This window comes from Cyanobacterium stanieri LEGE 03274, assembly GCF_015207825.1.
Classification (GTDB): Bacteria; Cyanobacteriota; Cyanobacteriia; order Cyanobacteriales; family Cyanobacteriaceae; genus Cyanobacterium; species Cyanobacterium stanieri_B.
On sequence record NZ_JADEWC010000003.1, the window covers coordinates 119327 to 136105 of the forward strand.

General features: G+C 35.9%; 14 protein-coding genes and 1 pseudogene. 6 read left to right on the plus strand and 9 right to left on the minus strand.

The genetic code is table 11. The annotated features are described in order from the left end of the window. Nucleotides 1–41 precede the first annotated feature (41 nt). Nucleotides 42–1094 (plus strand): anthranilate phosphoribosyltransferase family protein, encoded by a 1053-nt coding sequence (locus tag IQ215_RS02410; RefSeq protein WP_193799731.1) that lies wholly within the window; start codon nucleotides 42–44, stop codon nucleotides 1092–1094. A gap of 198 nt (nucleotides 1095–1292) precedes the next feature. Beyond that, entirely contained in the window at nucleotides 1293–2576 is a 1284-nt protein-coding gene (locus IQ215_RS02415; protein WP_193799732.1) for a cytosine deaminase, read from the plus strand. Nucleotides 2577–2663: 87 nt separating this feature from the next. Here IQ215_RS02415 and IQ215_RS02420 read toward each other — a convergent pair whose 3' ends face one another. Together IQ215_RS02420 and IQ215_RS02425 are read right to left on the minus strand one after the other, a co-directional pair. After that, complete coding sequence (locus IQ215_RS02420; protein WP_193799733.1) at nucleotides 2664–3092, minus strand: putative toxin-antitoxin system toxin component, PIN family; 429 nt, start codon at nucleotides 3090–3092, stop codon at nucleotides 2664–2666. Next, the gene (locus IQ215_RS02425; protein ID WP_193799734.1) at nucleotides 3092–3310 is read right to left on the minus strand and encodes an AbrB/MazE/SpoVT family DNA-binding domain-containing protein; all 219 of its coding nucleotides are present in this window, start codon (nucleotides 3308–3310) and stop codon (nucleotides 3092–3094) included. Before IQ215_RS02425 ends, IQ215_RS02420 begins: the two co-directional genes overlap by 1 nt. A gap of 244 nt (nucleotides 3311–3554) precedes the next feature. On the opposite strand from IQ215_RS02425, the gene htpG reads away from it, so the two are divergent. After that, a complete protein-coding gene (gene htpG, locus IQ215_RS02430; protein ID WP_193799735.1) occupies nucleotides 3555–5513 on the plus strand; it encodes a molecular chaperone HtpG in 1959 nt (652 codons plus the stop codon). A 136-nt stretch (nucleotides 5514–5649) separates the two neighbouring features. Here htpG and IQ215_RS02435 read toward each other — a convergent pair whose 3' ends face one another. The 3 genes from IQ215_RS02435 to IQ215_RS02445 all read right to left on the minus strand — a co-directional run bounded on the left by IQ215_RS02435 (nucleotide 5650) and on the right by IQ215_RS02445 (nucleotide 9234). Continuing rightward, nucleotides 5650–7389, minus strand: coding sequence for a M61 family metallopeptidase (locus tag IQ215_RS02435; protein ID WP_193799736.1), 1740 nt, complete (start codon nucleotides 7387–7389; stop codon nucleotides 5650–5652). 96 nt (nucleotides 7390–7485) lie between these two features. Further along, nucleotides 7486–8403, minus strand: coding sequence for a hypothetical protein (locus tag IQ215_RS02440; protein ID WP_193799737.1), 918 nt, complete (start codon nucleotides 8401–8403; stop codon nucleotides 7486–7488). A gap of 138 nt (nucleotides 8404–8541) precedes the next feature. Next, a complete protein-coding gene (locus IQ215_RS02445; RefSeq protein WP_193799738.1) occupies nucleotides 8542–9234 on the minus strand; it encodes a Crp/Fnr family transcriptional regulator in 693 nt (230 codons plus the stop codon). Nucleotides 9235–9401: 167 nt separating this feature from the next. Between IQ215_RS02445 and sat the strand changes: the two genes are divergently transcribed. Further along, nucleotides 9402–10568 (plus strand): sulfate adenylyltransferase, encoded by a 1167-nt coding sequence (gene sat, locus IQ215_RS02450; protein ID WP_193799739.1) that lies wholly within the window; start codon nucleotides 9402–9404, stop codon nucleotides 10566–10568. Nucleotides 10569–10706: 138 nt separating this feature from the next. Here sat and IQ215_RS02455 read toward each other — a convergent pair whose 3' ends face one another. Both IQ215_RS02455 and IQ215_RS02460 read right to left on the minus strand, forming a co-directional pair. Then, a complete protein-coding gene (locus IQ215_RS02455; protein WP_193799740.1) occupies nucleotides 10707–11612 on the minus strand; it encodes a transposase in 906 nt (301 codons plus the stop codon). A gap of 167 nt (nucleotides 11613–11779) precedes the next feature. Beyond that, nucleotides 11780–12280, minus strand: coding sequence for an NAD(P)-dependent oxidoreductase (locus IQ215_RS02460; protein ID WP_193799741.1), 501 nt, complete (start codon nucleotides 12278–12280; stop codon nucleotides 11780–11782). A gap of 593 nt (nucleotides 12281–12873) precedes the next feature. Here IQ215_RS02460 and ggpS point away from each other — a divergent pair. Further along, nucleotides 12874–14355, plus strand: coding sequence for a glucosylglycerol-phosphate synthase (gene ggpS / locus IQ215_RS02465; RefSeq protein WP_193799742.1), 1482 nt, complete (start codon nucleotides 12874–12876; stop codon nucleotides 14353–14355). A 263-nt stretch (nucleotides 14356–14618) separates the two neighbouring features. Here ggpS and IQ215_RS02470 read toward each other — a convergent pair whose 3' ends face one another. Next, a complete protein-coding gene (locus IQ215_RS02470; RefSeq protein ID WP_193799743.1) occupies nucleotides 14619–15473 on the minus strand; it encodes a hypothetical protein in 855 nt (284 codons plus the stop codon). Between the two features lie 21 nt (nucleotides 15474–15494). Beyond that, nucleotides 15495–15665: a hypothetical protein gene (locus tag IQ215_RS02475; protein ID WP_193799744.1), complete on the minus strand. Its 171-nt coding sequence runs from the start codon at nucleotides 15663–15665 to the stop codon at nucleotides 15495–15497. 164 nt (nucleotides 15666–15829) lie between these two features. Between IQ215_RS02475 and nadA the strand changes: the two are divergent. Further along, nucleotides 15830–16773: pseudogene (nadA, locus tag IQ215_RS02480) on the plus strand (quinolinate synthase NadA). Nucleotides 16774–16779: the final 6 nt, after the last annotated feature.

Below are 16779 nucleotides of genomic sequence, written 5' to 3' on the forward strand. Positions count from 1 at the left end.
TTATCCATAGACAAACCCTAATTTTAACTAAATCCATCATAATGAGCGCAGAATTCAGAGAATTATTAAAAAAGGTTGGTAGTGGAGCGCATACCCACAAAAATTTAACCAGAGAAGAAGCCCATCAAGCCGCCACAATGATGTTAACAGGGGAAGCTACCCCCGCCCAAATCGGTGCTTTTCTGATTGCTCATCGTATTAAACGCCCCACAGGTATCGAATTAGCTGGAATGCTTGATGCTTACAGTGACTTGGGTGCAAAATTAAATACTATACCCCATATCTCTTATCCTCTCACAATTCTGGGAATACCCTACGACGGGCGATCGCGCACTGCCCCCATATCACCCATTACAGCCCTTATTTTAGCTTGTCATAACATTCCAGTATTGATGCACGGAGGGAAAACCATGCCCACCAAATATGGATTACCCCTCATTGAAATTTGGCAAAACTTAGGAGTAAATTTAACTCAATTAAGCATCGAAAAAGCTCAAAATTTATTGGAAGAAACTAACTTTTCTTTCCTTTATTTACCAGAACATTTTCCCCTTGCAAATAAACTGGTACAATACCGAGAAGAAATTGGTAAACGTCCTCCCCTAGCAACCCTAGAATTAATCTGGCAACCCTACACAGGCAACAGTCATTTGATAGCTGGTTTTGTCCATCCTCCCACCGAAAAAATGATTAGGGAAGCTCTAAAAATAAGAGGAATAGAACAATTTACGCTCATTAAAGGTTTAGAGGGTAGCCCAGATTTAAAGTTAGGACAAACTACCATTATTTGTGTCAATAATACTCAGAGGGAGGAGGGTTATGAGTATCTTAAAATTCATCCTGAAGAGTTTAATTTGAGTCGTGAAGATGTGGACTTAAAGGATTATGAAAGTTATTATCAAGAGGTAAACAAATTATTGCAAGGACAACAATCAATTTTATCTGATAGTGTTATCTTAAATGGTGGGTTTTATCTTTGGCGTTGTGGTTTTTCATCTTCTTTAAAAGATGGCATTGATACTGTTATAAATTTATTGGATACTGATAAATTATTCACTAAATTAGAGGAAATAAAAGCAGTTTTAAATAGTTAAAATCTTGTAATAAATTACACAGCTATTAGATAAAGTTCAATTTATTGAACTACTACTATTTTAAAATGTTTCTAGTTATATTAAATATCACCGTGTAATAAATTCCACGGCTACTAGATAACGTTCAATAAATTGAACTACTATTTTAAAATGTTTCTAGCCTATTAATAAATATAATATTATTAAATAGATATAATAATGAATAATAAATATTGGTTAAAAAATGCTCATATTCCTTTAGATTTAATTGATAATACTGCAGTTAAATTTGAACAACAAACAAAAGAAGGTTTAGTGCTTTGTGATATTGAAATTGAAGGGGAAAAGATCAAACAAATTATTCGGGCCAGTGATAAAACTGAGGGTAAGGATTTAAAAAAAGGTATTGTTTTACCTTGTTTTCTGGATATTCATACTCATTTAGATAAAGGGCATATTTATCAACGTTCTCCTAATTTAAAAGGGGATTTTGAAACGGCTTTAAAAATGGCGAGAAGTGATGCTCAATATTGGACGCAAGAAGAAGTTTATCAGAGGATGAATTTCGGTTTAAAATGTAGTTATGCCCATGGTGCGATCGCCCTTAGAACCCATTTAGACTGTTATAGTTATGATGATTTTATTAGTGTCGATATTTGGAAACAACTACAAAAAGAATGGCAAAATAAACTAACAATTCAAGCAGTATCCCTCGTTAGTTTAGATTATTTTCTCACCCCTGATGGAACAAAACTAGCCGATAAAATGGCAGAAAAAGAAGGTATTTTGGGGGGAGTTGCCTATATGAATAAAGACATAGATAAACAGATTGAAAAAGTATTTCAACTCGCCATAGAGCGCAATTTAGACTTAGATTTTCATGCCGACGAAAATAACGAAATTAATTCCATTTGCTTACAAAAAATAGCAGAAACTGCTATTAACATGAACTATCAAGGTAACATAATCTGTGGGCATTGTTGCAGTTTAGCAGTACAACCTCCAGAAGTGGTAAAAAAAACCATCGAATTAGTAAAAGAAGCTAATATAAGTATCGTTAGTTTGCCCATGTGTAACCTCTATTTGCAAGATAGACAGGAAGAAACTACCCCCTTTTGGCGTGGGGTGACGAGGGTAAAAGAGTTGAAACAGGGGGGGCTTGATGTGGCTTTTGCCAGTGATAATTGTCGAGATCCTTTTTATGGTTTTGGTGATCATGATATGTTAGAAGTATTTACCCAGTCCGTGCGCATTACTCACCTAGACACTCCTTATAGCGACTGGATCACCTCTGTAACCAAAACTCCAGCAAAAATGATCAAATTACCTCACCTCGGCAAAATAAGCGTAGGAAGTACCGCAGATTTAATCCTTTTTAAAGGTCGTTATTTTAGTGAATTATTGTCACGAAATCAGTGCGATCGCACCTTAATAAGAAATGGTAAAATAGTGGATACTCAACTGCCTGATTATGAAGAATTAGATCAGTTTATTGACGGTTAAAAATAACATTTAAGGTGTGCTGAAAAAAAATCAAATTTTTCTTAAAATATATGTTGATTAATCATCAAGGAATAATTAATTTTATTATTAAATAATCTTATTTATTTCCTTTAAAAACTCATCCATATTAATAATAGGACAAATAAAATTATCATCAATAGATAATAAATCTTTATCCCCTGTTACTAAATAATCAGCATTTGCCACTTTCGCCAAAAGCAAAAACTTCTCATCAAAAATATCTCTACATTTAGGGATACTCGGTAAATCAAGGGGTATTTTCACCGTCTCACAATAGGGTAAATAATCTGATAATAAATCTTCTTGTTCAGTTTTGGTTAATTTAAATTTAGGATAAGCTAAAACTCTAATTAATTCAGTAGTTGTTGTCCTAGAAATTAAGGGAGTAACTTTCTTACTTTGCCAAAACAAACGTAATTGAGCAACTTTTCCCCCAAATACTAAAGCCGATAGCACTAAATTCGTATCGATTACCACTCGTAACCTATTATTCATTATTGCCTTGCCCATGAAACAGCATCAGCAATGTCTTCTTCTGTTATATCTAACTCTGCTAACTTAGCCCTTACTCCATCCGCACGTTGAATCTTGACAGGAGTTAAAATTATTTGTCCATTCTCTACCTTCACATCAAAATATTCCACAGCGCCAATTTCTTGGGTTATTCGTTTTGGTAGTGTTAGTTGATTTTTCGTTGTTAATTTGGCTAACATTTTGGCTTTTTTTTATTTCTTACTATCTAAAACTAATTATAACAATGAGGTAAGATTTCTTTACTTTTTAGTTAAACTTATATTTTCCCCAGAATACAAAGATTTATTCTTCATTACCTATTTCCCTAACTTGATACGGTAAACCACATCTTGAAAGGGATAGATAAGTTGTGACATGATAAAAACTAGCCACAATCAACAGGCTGTTATAGTTATCGGATAAAAAATTAAACAAAAATCACCTATGAGTAACGTAGTAGAAAAAGGTAATATTTCCATCCATACCGAGAATATATTTCCTATTATCAAAAAATCCCTCTACACTGACCATGAAATTTTCTTAAGGGAATTAATCTCTAACTCTGTGGATGCTATTTCTAAGGCAAAAATGGCATCTCTGGCGGGGGAATTTAGTACAGATTTACCAGAGCCTGAAATTACCCTATCCATCGATAAGGAGAAAAAAACCCTTTCTATTAGTGACAATGGTATTGGGATGACGGTGGAGGAAGTGAAAAAATATATTAACCAGGTAGCTTTTTCCAGCGCTGAGGATTTTATTACCAAATATGGCAAAACCGCTAATGATTTAATCGGGCATTTTGGTTTGGGTTTCTATTCTGCTTTTATGGTAGCCAAACAAGTGGAAATCGACACCCTATCATACCGTAATGGTGCAACCCCTGTCCATTGGAGTTGTGATGGTTCACCTGAGTTTGAATTAAGTGAATCTTCTCGCACTACCCCCGGCACGACTATTACTTTAACGGTGTTGGATGAGGAGACGGAGTATTTAGAGGAAGCAAGAGTAAAAAATCTGGTTAAAAAGTATTCTGATTTTGTCCCTGTGGCGATTAAGATGAATGGGGAAACTGTTAACCGTCAAAAAGCCCTTTGGAAGGAGTCTCCCCAAAATCTTACGGATGAGGATTATTTAGAATTTTATCGTTATCTTTATCCTTTTCAAGAAGATCCTTTATTATGGGTACATCTAAATACTGATTATCCTTTTTTGCTCAATGGTATTCTATATTTCCCTAAATTACGACCTGATGTGGATGTGACTAAGGGTCATATTAAGTTATTCTGTAATCAGGTATTTGTTAGTGATCATTGTGAAGAGGTTATCCCCGAATTTCTGATGCCTTTACGGGGGGTAATTGATAGCCCTGATATTCCCCTTAATGTGTCTCGTAGTGCGTTGACTAACCATCGCACTGTCAGAAGAATTGCTGATTTTATTACCAAGAAGGTGGGCGATCGCCTCAAGTCGTTATACAATGATAATAAATCAGAATATATCCGTTGTTGGGAAGACGTTGGCACATTCGTTAAATATGGTGCCTTGAGAGACGAGAAATTCAAAAAACAAGTCGAAGACTTAATCATCTATCGCACCACCTACCAAGCCGATAAAAACGCCGAAAAACCCAAAGTAGAAATCGACTCAGGGGATGACGCATGGGCAGAGGTTAAAGAAGATGACAATCAACCCTTTACCACCCTCACAGAATACCTCGAAAGAAATAAAGAAAAACACGAAAACAACGTCTTTTATTGCACCAATCCCCAAACCCAAAGCACCTACGTTGACTTGTACAAAAATCAAGGCATCGAAGTGTTATTCATGGATTCCTTTATCGATACCAACTACTTTATCCCTTTCCTCGAAAGGGAATACAACGAAGTTAAATTCTCTCGGGTTGACTCTGAATTAGATTCTAACCTCGTCGAAGAAGACAAAGCCAGTGATATTGTTAACCCCACCACCAATAAAACTCGCTCAGAGGAAATCAAAGAAATGTTTGAAACGGCTATCAATAAGCCCAAAGTAAACATCAAAACTCAATCCCTCAAAGCCGAATCCCAAGAAGAAACGCCCCCCGCCATGGTATTGTTACCCGAAGCCATGCGCCGCCTCCAAGAGATGACAGCTATGATGCAACAAAGGGAAATGAAATTCCCCGATGAGCATATGTTGGTGATTAATACCTCCCATCCCCTCATCGAAAATATCTATCAACTCAATAAAGGCACTATTATCCAAGGTAGTGGAGAATCCACCACCAAAGAGATGGTTAACATGATGTGTCAACACGTCTATGATTTGGCTTTGATGGCACAAAGGGCTTTTGATGCGGAAGGAATGACTGCTTTTGTAGAACGTTCCAACAATGTTTTAACTAAGTTAACTAAGCGTTAAGATGATATTAAGGTGGGCATTGCCCACTATTTATTATCTTAGTTCAATTTATTGAACGAACTACCGTTAGCCCTGTAATTACACGGTGGGGCGGCGAAAATAAAATCTATTTACAACTGATTACCCCAACTTGATATTATTCTTCACCGAAAAAATTAGCAAGTAAGGTGCGCTGGTTATCATTCAATTTATCCATTACCTTCAATTGGTAGCTAAAAACCTTTGCTTTATCCAATGTAACCATCAAACTTTTTAACTCATCCTGATGGAAAATAGTCACTTCAATTTCATCACCTTCTTGATAATCCCTTAACCTATCCCCAATATTATCCGCACCAACCCGAAAACCATCGATAGCTAACAATTCATCTCCTGCCTCAATGCCAACTTTTCCCGCAGGAGAATTAGCATCCACAAAATTAATTTTTTCCATCCCTCCTTCCTTTTGAATCAAAATACCCAAATAAGGATGACTATCCTTGGAAGTTTTTGCCTCCAACTTTAATCCAAAAGGTTTAAAAAATTCATTAAAAGGTAATTCTTGAGTGCTATTTAAATATAAATCCCAAAACTCCGTTAAATCTTGCACCGCTACTTCTTCAATAACCCCTTTTAATTCTTCTTCGGTATAACCAATTTCATCAATACCAAAGCGTTGCCACATTTCCCGCATTACATCATCAAAACACTTTTTACCTCCACTATTTTTGCGGATAATTAAATCTAAAAATAAAGCAATAAATTGTCCTTTAAGATAATAAGAAATTTGATTATTATTACTATAAGCATCACGGCGATATAACTTAATCCAAGCATCAAAACTTGATTCCCTTAAAGGTTGAATATGTCTGCCAGGTATTGATAAATATTGACTAATATCTTTACTTAATAAATCTAACAAAGTCTTACGGGAATAAACCTTGGCACGATAAGGAATAAAAATATCATAATAGCTAGTTACCCCCTCACAAAACCAAAGGGAAGCCGTGTAATTTTCCTTACTATAATCAAAATTTTCCAACTCCTTGGGGCGAATTCTTTTTACATTCCACAGATGGAAAAATTCATGGGCGACTAACTGCATAAAGCGGTTATATTTGTCTTTTTTCCGAAAACCAAAACGAGGATAGTTTAAAACACAACATTTTTTATGCTCTAAACCCCCAAAACCACTTCCAGAAAGATGTAGTAAAAAGAAATAATCTTCGTAGGGTAAATCCCCAAATAATTCTTCTTCTTTCTCAATAATTGCCTTAGTATCTTTGATTAATTTTTCTTTATCAAGATTACCCTTACCCCAAGTTACCCATTGATGAGGTTTATCGGATACCACAAAATTATCAATTTCTTGAGTACCAATTTCAAAGGGGCTATCCACAAGGGTATCAAAACAATCAGCACAGAAGGTATTATGACTAATTTTGAGTAGGGATGTTGTCACCTGCCAATCTTTACGGGGAGGGATAATGGAAACGGTATGGGGAATATGTTGATATTCGGGAATATAAAAAAACAAAGCAGCACCATTAAAATAACCATGGGTACTATCTAAATGATTAGTTCTAACGGTTAATTCGTTGGCATATATTTTATAACTAATTTTAATTTCTTTGGTGTTTTTTGCTTCTATTTGCCAATGATTTTTAGATTTTTTTTGCCATGTAATTGATTGATTGGTTTTGGCATCTAATGCGGAAAATTCTTGTAAATTTTTGGAATATTCCCTTACTAAATAAGATCCAGGTGTCCATACTGGCATTATAATATCAAGTATTTCATCTACCCAGTTACTAACGGTTAAATTTACCTGAAATAAATGTAATTCAGGATTTTCCATGGAGACTTGATAGTAGATGTCTGGTTGTTGGATATTCATTTTTATGTGATAAGTAGCAGTTTCTTTATTTTAAAGCTACCATTTTGATTCGTAAAATACTCAGATAATACAGGAGTTTTAACTAACCATTACAAACTAGAGAGTTTCTTTTTTTCGCAGACGCCTGCTCATTCTCATGAAACCCCCCAAGGTAAAAAACATCAATATGTTCTGCCCTTCAGGGATTTCTATGGGTTCATCAACAGCAATCACTTCTATCAAATTTGTATTACTTCCAGTTTCTGGAGTTCCAGAATAAACAGCTTTGGAACTACCTTCACGATTTGGATCAACTCCTACACTGGTTGCCCGTAAACCAAATAATAAGTTATTTCCTTGTCCAGTTCCTGCACTTGTGAAGTCAGTGGCTCTGACCGCTCCAGTGGTAGAGCTAATATGAAATGTTACTCTTTGAATATCATCCCTTGCAATACCATTTGTGCCGAATTCTAATCCTAAGTCAAAAGGACCTTCTGGAGTTATAGTGTTAGCCTTAGAACCAGCCGATGTTATGTTGTTCAAACTTTTCTCAAAAGAAAAGGATTGATTACCTGAAGTAAGTCCTGAAGCAGAATAATTAGTTAAAATTAAATTATTAAATTGTCCACCTGCACCACCAAAGTTAAAGAAAAAACCTCTCAAATCAGCAATAGTTCCGGCTGTGGGCTGTTGAAAATTACTAGAACTTTCGTTTAAAAATTCTTCTACAGTAATCACAAACTGTGTCTCGATGGCATTCCCTGAGCCTATATTTCTCAAGCCAACCAAAGCAGAAAGAGGAGTACCTGTAAAAGAGTCGAGACGATAACATTGAAAAGCATTTCCTCCATTGGTCGAAAAAGGATTGGCGTTCAGGATATTTCCACTTGCCAAAGCAGTAGTTGCCTGACCTGTAGGACACGCCCCCCCATTGAATAGCTCAGCAGCTTCTAGTTTGGGCATATTAATCAATAAATGAGTTATGAAGACATAAGTTAAATTGTAAGTTATTCTACAAATAAAATTAGCTTTCATTAGATGTTGTTATCTTATCCAAATAATCTACTAATAATAGACTAAAAATATCGAAAAAACTATAAACTTTTGATTAAAAATATTCTAATACTTACGTAACCGTGAAAATTATTTATTATTCTTCAATCAATGAATGATTTATTCATTACCCAATTGACCAATAATATGATGTAATTGTTTGATATTTGGTAACAACATAGTGTTAGATTCATTGTCAATTTGGACTAGATTTTTATGTTCTAACTTACTGACATTTTGCACACATTCTTCTAGGGATAATAAAGCTAAATCCGCTAAATCTTGAAGATGAAAATTATAAATTTCCATACCGTTTTCGATGGCTTGTCCATATCTATCGGCAAGGGATAATAAAATAGTGACTAATCGAACTTTAGTGGCTTGATGGTGGAAGCGGTAATATTCTTGGCACTCTATCACCTTGTTTACCATGGATTTTAATAAGCGATTTTGTATTTGAGCATCTCTGAATAATACTTGGATAAATCTCTGGGCGGAGATGGTAAACATTTCCACATCAGAAATACTTAATACCTGACTATGAAAATTAGTGTTACCCAAAATACCTATTTCACCCACAAAACCACCTTTGCCGATGATTTCGATGGTGATGGGTTGTCCTCCATAAAAACGCTGTACTTTGATCCAGCCTGAGGAAATTAGATAAAAACAACTACCCCAATCATCTTGGGAAATAATGACTTCTCCTCTTTCATAGGTTTTGGTATCTAGTAGTTTAATAACCGATTCGAGGGTTTCATCACTAAGGTTATGAAAAAGAGGAAAAAGTTCGGCAAGTTCTTGCGTCTCCATGGAGTATTGATTAAAGAATAGTTTTTTCTTTAAGAGTTTAGGATTACTGCATTTTACTTGATTTTTTCCTTTTCGGTCAACTCTTGGTTGACATTAGAGGGTTAGGAAAAATGCTCATTGCTTGATAGGATAAAACGTGGCTAATTTTTAACTTTTATTAAAATTTTATGACTAAAATTGAAGAAACCATCCCCGCCCATGGTGGTAAATTAATAAATAGGTTGGCAACTACTGCCGAGAGAGATGAATTTATGGCTCAGGCGGATAAACTGCCTAGGGTTCAACTTGATGAAAGGGCAACTTCTGATTTGGTGATGATTGCGATCGGTGGTTTTAGTCCTTTGCAGGGATTTATGGAGCAGGATGACTACGAAAATGTAGTTGATAATATGCGCCTTAAAAATGACTTACCTTGGTCTGTACCTGTTACCCTTTCTGTAACTGAGGAAGTGGCAGAGCCTTTAAAAGAAGGCGGTTGGGTTCGTTTAGATGATGCTAATGGTAGATTTATTGGGGTTTTAGAACTTACCCAGAAGTATCGTTACAATAAAACCCATGAGGCTGTTAAAGTGTATGGTACTGATGAGGATAAACATCCCGGGGTAAAGGTGGTTTATGAGCAGGGAGAAATCAATCTTGCTGGCCCTATTTGGTTGTTACAAAGGGATGACCATCCTCTTTTCCCGAAATATCAAATTGATCCTGCCCAGTCTCGCAAGTTGTTTTTGGAAAGGGGTTGGAAAACTGTGGTTGGTTTCCAGACTCGTAACCCTATCCACCGCGCCCATGAGTACATCCAAAAGTGTGCTTTGGAAACGGTTGATGGTTTATTTCTCCATCCTTTGGTGGGTGCAACTAAGAGTGATGATGTCCCTGCGGATGTGAGAATGCGTTGTTATGAGATTATGATGGACAAGTATTTCCCCCAAAACAGGGTGATTTTGGCGATTAATCCTTCGGCGATGCGTTATGCGGGCCCTCGAGAGGCGATTTTCCATGCTTTGATTCGTAAGAATTATGGCTGTACTCATTTTATTGTGGGTCGTGATCATGCTGGGGTTGGTGACTATTATGGTACTTATGATGCTCAGTTAATTTTTGATGAGTTTGAACCCGGGGAATTGGGTATTACGCCCATGAAGTTTGAACACGCTTTTTATTGTAAGCGCACTGAGCAGATGGCGACTTCTAAAACCAGTCCTTCTAGCCCTGAGGAAAGGGTTCATCTTTCGGGTACTAAGGTAAGGGAGATGTTGAGACGTGGTGAGTTGCCCCCTCCTCAATTTTCTCGCCCTGAGGTGGCTGCGGAGTTGGCTAAGGCTATGCACCGTTAATTTTTGATTGTTTTGGTGGGCATTGCCCACCTTGGTGAATTGGGATAGTGTAAAGTCACTATGGTGGTTGCTTAGTAACCTTATATTTCATTTGTGAATATTCAATTTATGTCATTGATTTAATAAAAATCCTCAGGACTATTCATTAAGTTTAAAGACTTTTCCATTCATTAATACTCGACTGATGCCTTTTGATTGGAGACAGGATACGGTTTTTTCAATAATTCTGGTATCAGGTACTTTGATAACTTTACCGCGGCGATCGCAAAACCTTTTGGCAACACGATGATTTTCAAAAATGGGTAGGGTTTTTTGATTGATTTCTTCTTGGGGTATATTTCCTAACTCGGCGAAGTCTTTGAGAGGACGTGTCATTAGTTCTGCGGTGCGATCTATTGCTAGATAACAGTTACGGTTAAATTTAGCTTGGGAAAGGGGTAGGACGATAAGTTCTCGAACTTCTATTTTGATTTCTGTTTCTTCTTCTTCAAAGTCATCTTCTTCGTCTTCGTCGTCTTCTTCTTCGACTATTTCTTCTCCAAACATTTCTTGGGCAGTGTTGACGGATTCTAAGTTTTTGTTATCGTCATCTTCATCATCTTCGTCAATGTTTGTGGGTTGTGAGTCGGGAGGGTTATCGGGGGTTTTTTTGGTTTTTAAAATTGGTTTTTCTACGGTTTCTTCGGGATTTTTTTCAGTAGTGCTAGGGGTTTCCTCTTGTTCTGGATTCGTGGTAGTTTGATTTTCTTGTACTTCTTCTATTTCTAGTTTTTGTTGATTGGTAGTGGGTGATTCTTTTTTGGATTGTTCTGATTTTACGTTTTTAGTTTTCTTTTTGGAGTTGTTGGAGTTGCTACGGGCAAGGCGCTTTTGCTGAATTAGGGAGTCATATTCTTCTTGGGAAAGACTCATTTTTAAAAAACGGCTGACAGTGGAGTTACTTACTCCGTAGCGATCTGCTAAGGTAGATGATGTTGCATCTGTGTTACGATACAAGTCTAAGATTTCCGTGCGATCGCCTTCAGATAGTTTTCTGGGACTCATAATGCCAACCCTAGGTATTTTTTAAAACATGGTCTAATTCACTGCCTTTAATAATTTGACTCATCAATGGCTAATTTGTCAAGAATGGGTTATTTTTAGTAGCTGGGGATGATGTTAAAATTTTGCAGGGTGAGCAATATTGTCACCCATGAAAGCAGATAATTTAATTAATATGATAAGCTAGGACATTGGCCTAAATAGTAATTAGTTGCTAACTCTTTGAGGATAAAATCTGCCACATCCCCACGGGAAATCATCAGTTTAGATGTCTTGTCTTGATTAGAAAAACCATGACGATATTTACCAGTGCGATCGCCCTTAACAAAAGCTCCAGGACGAATAATAGTCCACTGTAAACAACTCTGTTTAACAATTTCTTCCTGCTTTTGATGATCAGCAAAAACATTTCGTAAAATGAACCCAAACATAATATATTTCCAATAAAAGTCGAGATTACTCCAACTATCTCCGGCCCCTAAAGTTGTCTGACAAATAAACCTGCTAACACCCCATTTATTCATCGCCTTAATAATATGCTGTGTACCTTGTGAGCGCACATTTCCCGTCAACTGATGTCCAGAACCTAATGTACAAACGACCGCATCCTGATGCTTTACCGCTTTTTCTACAGTGGCTAAATCTAAAACATCCCCTGATAATATTTTCATGTTTTAATTTGTCGGGTCATTGAATCATATTCCACACCATGATTAAGTAATATTGATTCGATAATTTATGGATAGAATTTTTATTCTACGAAGAATATATTTGACTCGGGTTATAATATTCAATCCACTATTTTATAAAGGTTTAAGTCCATAATATCTCATTTATTTATACATCATTTATAGTTGCCATCTTTGCAGTTATTATTTAAAATTTGACTCAATATTGATACTTATGCTATGATTAAAGTCAGTTAAATTGCCCTATTAATTGAGTGGTTTAAATGACTAAACTTGAAGGTAACTTATAATACATAAATGTGTTTATTAATTTTAAAGTACCATAATTAAAAACATTATTTATTATTTTAAAACAAGCTAATCTATTTATTATAATTAAAGCTATCTTCTTTGATAATAGTCCTAGAAACAATATAAAATTACCCTTTAGTAGAGTATAAACAATGAAAAACAGTTATTATTATGTACATAGATACTGAACAAAAAAACTAAAAAAGTTAAATTCTATTAAATAAAAACTATCAATTATAATAATTGAAACAAAAATACCGTAATTATTCCTAAAACATAAAAATATGAAATCATCCTTAGTAATTCTTTATCATCGTCAACCCTACGACGAAGTAATTGAAAACGGAAAAACTTTTTATCGTGACAAAAAAAGTCCTAATGGCATCGTACCAACCTTAAGAAGTTTCTTTAACAGTGTGGATAAAGGGACTTGGATTGCATGGCGACAAGTTTCTAAAAAAGAACAATCGAGCTTCCAAGAAAGAGTACAAGTAGAACAAGAAGGTTCTAACTATAGCGTGTTGCGTATTCCTTTATCTCCTAATCAAGTAAAGGAGTTCTACCATATTACTTCTAAGGAGGCATTTTGGCCGATTCTCCACTCTTTCCCCTATCATTTCACTTCTGAATCTTCTGAGTGGGAAAACTTTAAGGAAATCAACCGACTATTTGCTGAGGCGGCTTGTAAGGAAGCAGCTGACGATGCCTTAATTTGGGTACATGACTATAATTTATGGTTAGCCCCTAAGTATATTAGGGAAATGAAACCTAATGCTAGAATTGCATTTTTCCATCATACTCCTTTCCCTTCAGTGGATGTATTTAATATTCTTCCTTGGCGCGAGGAAATTGTTTCTAGCTTGTTATGTTGTGATGTGGTTGGCTTCCATATCCCTCGCTATGCGGAAAATTTTGTTAATGTAACCCGCAGTTTATTACCTGTGGAAGTATTGGAAAGACAGCCTGTGCAAGGACATTTTACGACTTCTGGAACTGCTTTAGCCGAGCCAGAAATGGTAACTAAGTTGGGCTACAACGGGCAAGAGGTGACTATCGATGCTTTCCCTGTGGGTACTAATCCTGATTATATTGCCTCTGTGTTAGCCACTCCTGAGGCGCAGAAAAAATATGAAGAAATTAAGGAGGAGTTACACGGACGAAAATTAATTATTGCCGCTGGTAGAATTGATTATGTGAAGGGTAATCAGGAGATGTTGGAGGCTTTTGGTCGTTTGTTAGAACGTCGCCCTGAGTTACATGGTAAGGTTAATTTCCTTGTTAGTTGTGTGTCGGCGGCTGCCGGTATGCGGGTATATAAGACTACTCAAAATAAAATTGAACAGTTAGTGGGGCAGATTAATGGTAAGTTTGCCCGTTTGGATTGGACTCCGATTATTTTGTTTACCCAGCCTATTCCTTTTACTGATTTATTGGCTTATTATAAGGCGGCGGATATTTGTTGGACTACTCCTTTGCGAGATGGTTTGAATTTGGTGGCTAAGGAATATATTTCGGCTCACAAGGATGAAAGTGGGGTGTTAATTCTTTCTGAGTTTGTGGGTGCGGCGGTGGAATTACCTCAAGCGCTGTTAACTAATCCCTATTCGGTTACTCGTATGGATACAGCTATTGATCGGGCTTTGGAGATGCCTGAGGATGAACAAAAAGAGCGTATAGAAGCTATGTATAAGACTGTTTCTACCTATGATGTGAAGTATTGGGGCGATCGCCTCTTAAAAGTATTTGGTAACATTCCAACTAAATAAATATCATTTTTTTGATAGATAAATAAACAGTGGGGGGATAATATTTCCCCCTCTTTTTTATGGGGAGAAAAACTATTTTAACCTGAGTTCGGGATAAAATTTATAGTCTTGTAAAGGCGTGAATAATTGACAATTGACAATTGACAATGAATAATTGAACTATTTTACTCTTACTCCTCATCTCCCATACTCCCCATCCCCTGCAATCTGTACGGAAGTACCATGGTAAGTCCCCTACCATACTGACAAATTCCAAACTGAGGTTATTTTAATTGATCAGTACGGGGAATAATACCAAAAATTTTTTCTGACAAATTCCATAATTCTTCATCTTTAAATAAAGAACAAAAAAAGGTATCATTAGCAAAATTTTCCCAACGACTAAATACGTTCATGGTAGTAGCATTTTTATTGGCAGATGTACCATCAAAAGAACTACCTCCGCCAAAATTAGTGACATTATCCTTACCTTGATCATTGAAAGGAATACCTAATTTTGTAGCTATATTTTGTCGATAACTTTTGTTTTTTACCCATTCATTATAGCTTATGCCTAATAGATAATCATCATTACTTTTTTCATATTCAATAAATTTATTAGCATATTCTTTCCATAGATTACGATAATAAAATAGATCTTTTTCTGACCATTTTTTATAAATACTGGCTAATAAATTGAAAGGGTCTCTTAAAATAACTATTTTGAATATATAGTTGCTATTTCCTATTAAAGTATCATGTTGTTGATTAAAAAGAGAGTTAATTTTATTTATATCTCTATCCTCGAAACTTACAAGAGTTGTTTTCCCCTTAAGTTGTTTTAGTTTTTCTGCTTTAAATCTTTTATCTTCCTTTGAGTAAGTAACATATTCACTACTTTGAAAAGGATTTTTTTCCCAAGGAATAATTCTTTGTTTATAATCCCAATAGTTAATGTTTTTGGCATCAATTCTTCCTATTCCTTGATAAATTCTCAAGGTTTTTGTACCTTCAGGATAACAATTATTTAAAAAAACAGTTTGATTGCTACATTGAGAAAAAATCCAGTTAATAATGGCATGATTGCCACTTCTTTTTATGCCAAAGATGCGATATTCTTGAGAATTTTTAAACTGCATTTTTAAATTATTATTATGCTACTAAAAACGGGTAAAACTAGAGAAAGTATATCCTAAGAATAAGCCGATAACCATTGCCCAAACTTGTCCAGATTCGACAAAATTATTCCAAGCATCGGTAATTTGACCAATAATATCAGGATCTTCTATTATTTGAGCGAATAAATGAACAGAAAAATCAGTAAGTCCCATAAAATTAATTGATTTATATCAAGGTAATTCCCTTCAAATTATATCTTAAAGCTCTGAAATTCATAATTATTTAGGATCTAAATTAGGAGTTAAATTTTCAAATCTTGATAATTTCACGATATGATGGTTACTAACTTTTATTAAATCCCCGACGGTTGTTGAATATGTTTACTGCTACTCCCCCCCGTAAGATTGAAAATAATATTCCTGATGATTTGTTTAGTGCGATCGCCCTTTTGAAAAAAGAATTAAACGCTGTAATTCTAGCTCACTACTACCAAGAAGGAGACATCCAAGACATTGCCGACTATATTGGTGACTCCCTCGGTTTATCCCAACAGGCAGCCAATACCTCAGCGGATGTAATTCTTTTTGCAGGGGTACACTTCATGGCAGAAACAGCCAAAATTTTAAACCCAAATAAATTAGTATTATTACCCGATTTAGATGCAGGATGCTCCCTTGCGGATAGTTGCCCCCCTGATGCCTTTGCCCAATTTAAAGCCCAACACCCCGATCATATTGTTATCTCCTACATTAACTGTACCGCAGAAATTAAAGCTCTGAGTGACATTATTTGCACCAGTTCCAATGCCGTTTCTATTGTTAATCAAATTCCCCCAGAACAAAAAATTATCTTTGCCCCCGATAAAAATTTAGGTCGTTATGTCAGCGAACAAACAGGACGAGATTTAGTATTGTGGGATGGTAGCTGTATTGTCCATGAAACCTTCTCAGAAAAAAGAATAGTCGAACTTAAGGTACAAAACCCCGAAGCCCAAATACTAGCCCACCCAGAATGTGAAACCCCCGTTTTGCGCCATGCCGACTACATTGGTTCAACCACCGCCCTTTTAAAATATTCTCAGGGTAGTGAGTGCGATAAATTCATTATTGCCACCGAACCGGGTATCATTCACCAAATGCAGAAACAAGCTCCCCAAAAGGTGTTTATCCCCGCCCCTTCTACCAGTAACTGTAACTGTAACGAATGCCCTTATATGAGGCTTAACACCCTAGAAAAAGACAGCCTGAAATTATCATCCCTGAGTCTATCAGAGCTAAAGCATTAACACCCATTCAAAGAATGTTGGAAATGTCCAAGTAAAAAAAG

Coding starts and splice junctions, on each gene's coding strand:
- IQ215_RS02410 (WP_193799731.1), top strand. CDS start 42: ATGAGCGCAGAATTCAGAGAATTATTAAAAAAGGTTGGTAGTGGAGCG.
- IQ215_RS02415 (WP_193799732.1), top strand. CDS start 1,293: ATGAATAATAAATATTGGTTAAAAAATGCTCATATTCCTTTAGATTTA.
- IQ215_RS02420 (WP_193799733.1), bottom strand. CDS start 3,092: ATGAATAATAGGTTACGAGTGGTAATCGATACGAATTTAGTGCTATCG.
- IQ215_RS02425 (WP_193799734.1), bottom strand. CDS start 3,310: ATGTTAGCCAAATTAACAACGAAAAATCAACTAACACTACCAAAACGA.
- htpG (WP_193799735.1), top strand. CDS start 3,555: ATGAGTAACGTAGTAGAAAAAGGTAATATTTCCATCCATACCGAGAAT.
- IQ215_RS02435 (WP_193799736.1), bottom strand. CDS start 7,389: ATGAATATCCAACAACCAGACATCTACTATCAAGTCTCCATGGAAAAT.
- IQ215_RS02440 (WP_193799737.1), bottom strand. CDS start 8,403: ATGAAAGCTAATTTTATTTGTAGAATAACTTACAATTTAACTTATGTC.
- IQ215_RS02445 (WP_193799738.1), bottom strand. CDS start 9,234: ATGGAGACGCAAGAACTTGCCGAACTTTTTCCTCTTTTTCATAACCTT.
- sat (WP_193799739.1), top strand. CDS start 9,402: ATGACTAAAATTGAAGAAACCATCCCCGCCCATGGTGGTAAATTAATA.
- IQ215_RS02455 (WP_193799740.1), bottom strand. CDS start 11,612: ATGAGTCCCAGAAAACTATCTGAAGGCGATCGCACGGAAATCTTAGAC.
- IQ215_RS02460 (WP_193799741.1), bottom strand. CDS start 12,280: ATGAAAATATTATCAGGGGATGTTTTAGATTTAGCCACTGTAGAAAAA.
- ggpS (WP_193799742.1), top strand. CDS start 12,874: ATGAAATCATCCTTAGTAATTCTTTATCATCGTCAACCCTACGACGAA.
- IQ215_RS02470 (WP_193799743.1), bottom strand. CDS start 15,473: ATGCAGTTTAAAAATTCTCAAGAATATCGCATCTTTGGCATAAAAAGA.
- IQ215_RS02475 (WP_193799744.1), bottom strand. CDS start 15,665: ATGGGACTTACTGATTTTTCTGTTCATTTATTCGCTCAAATAATAGAA.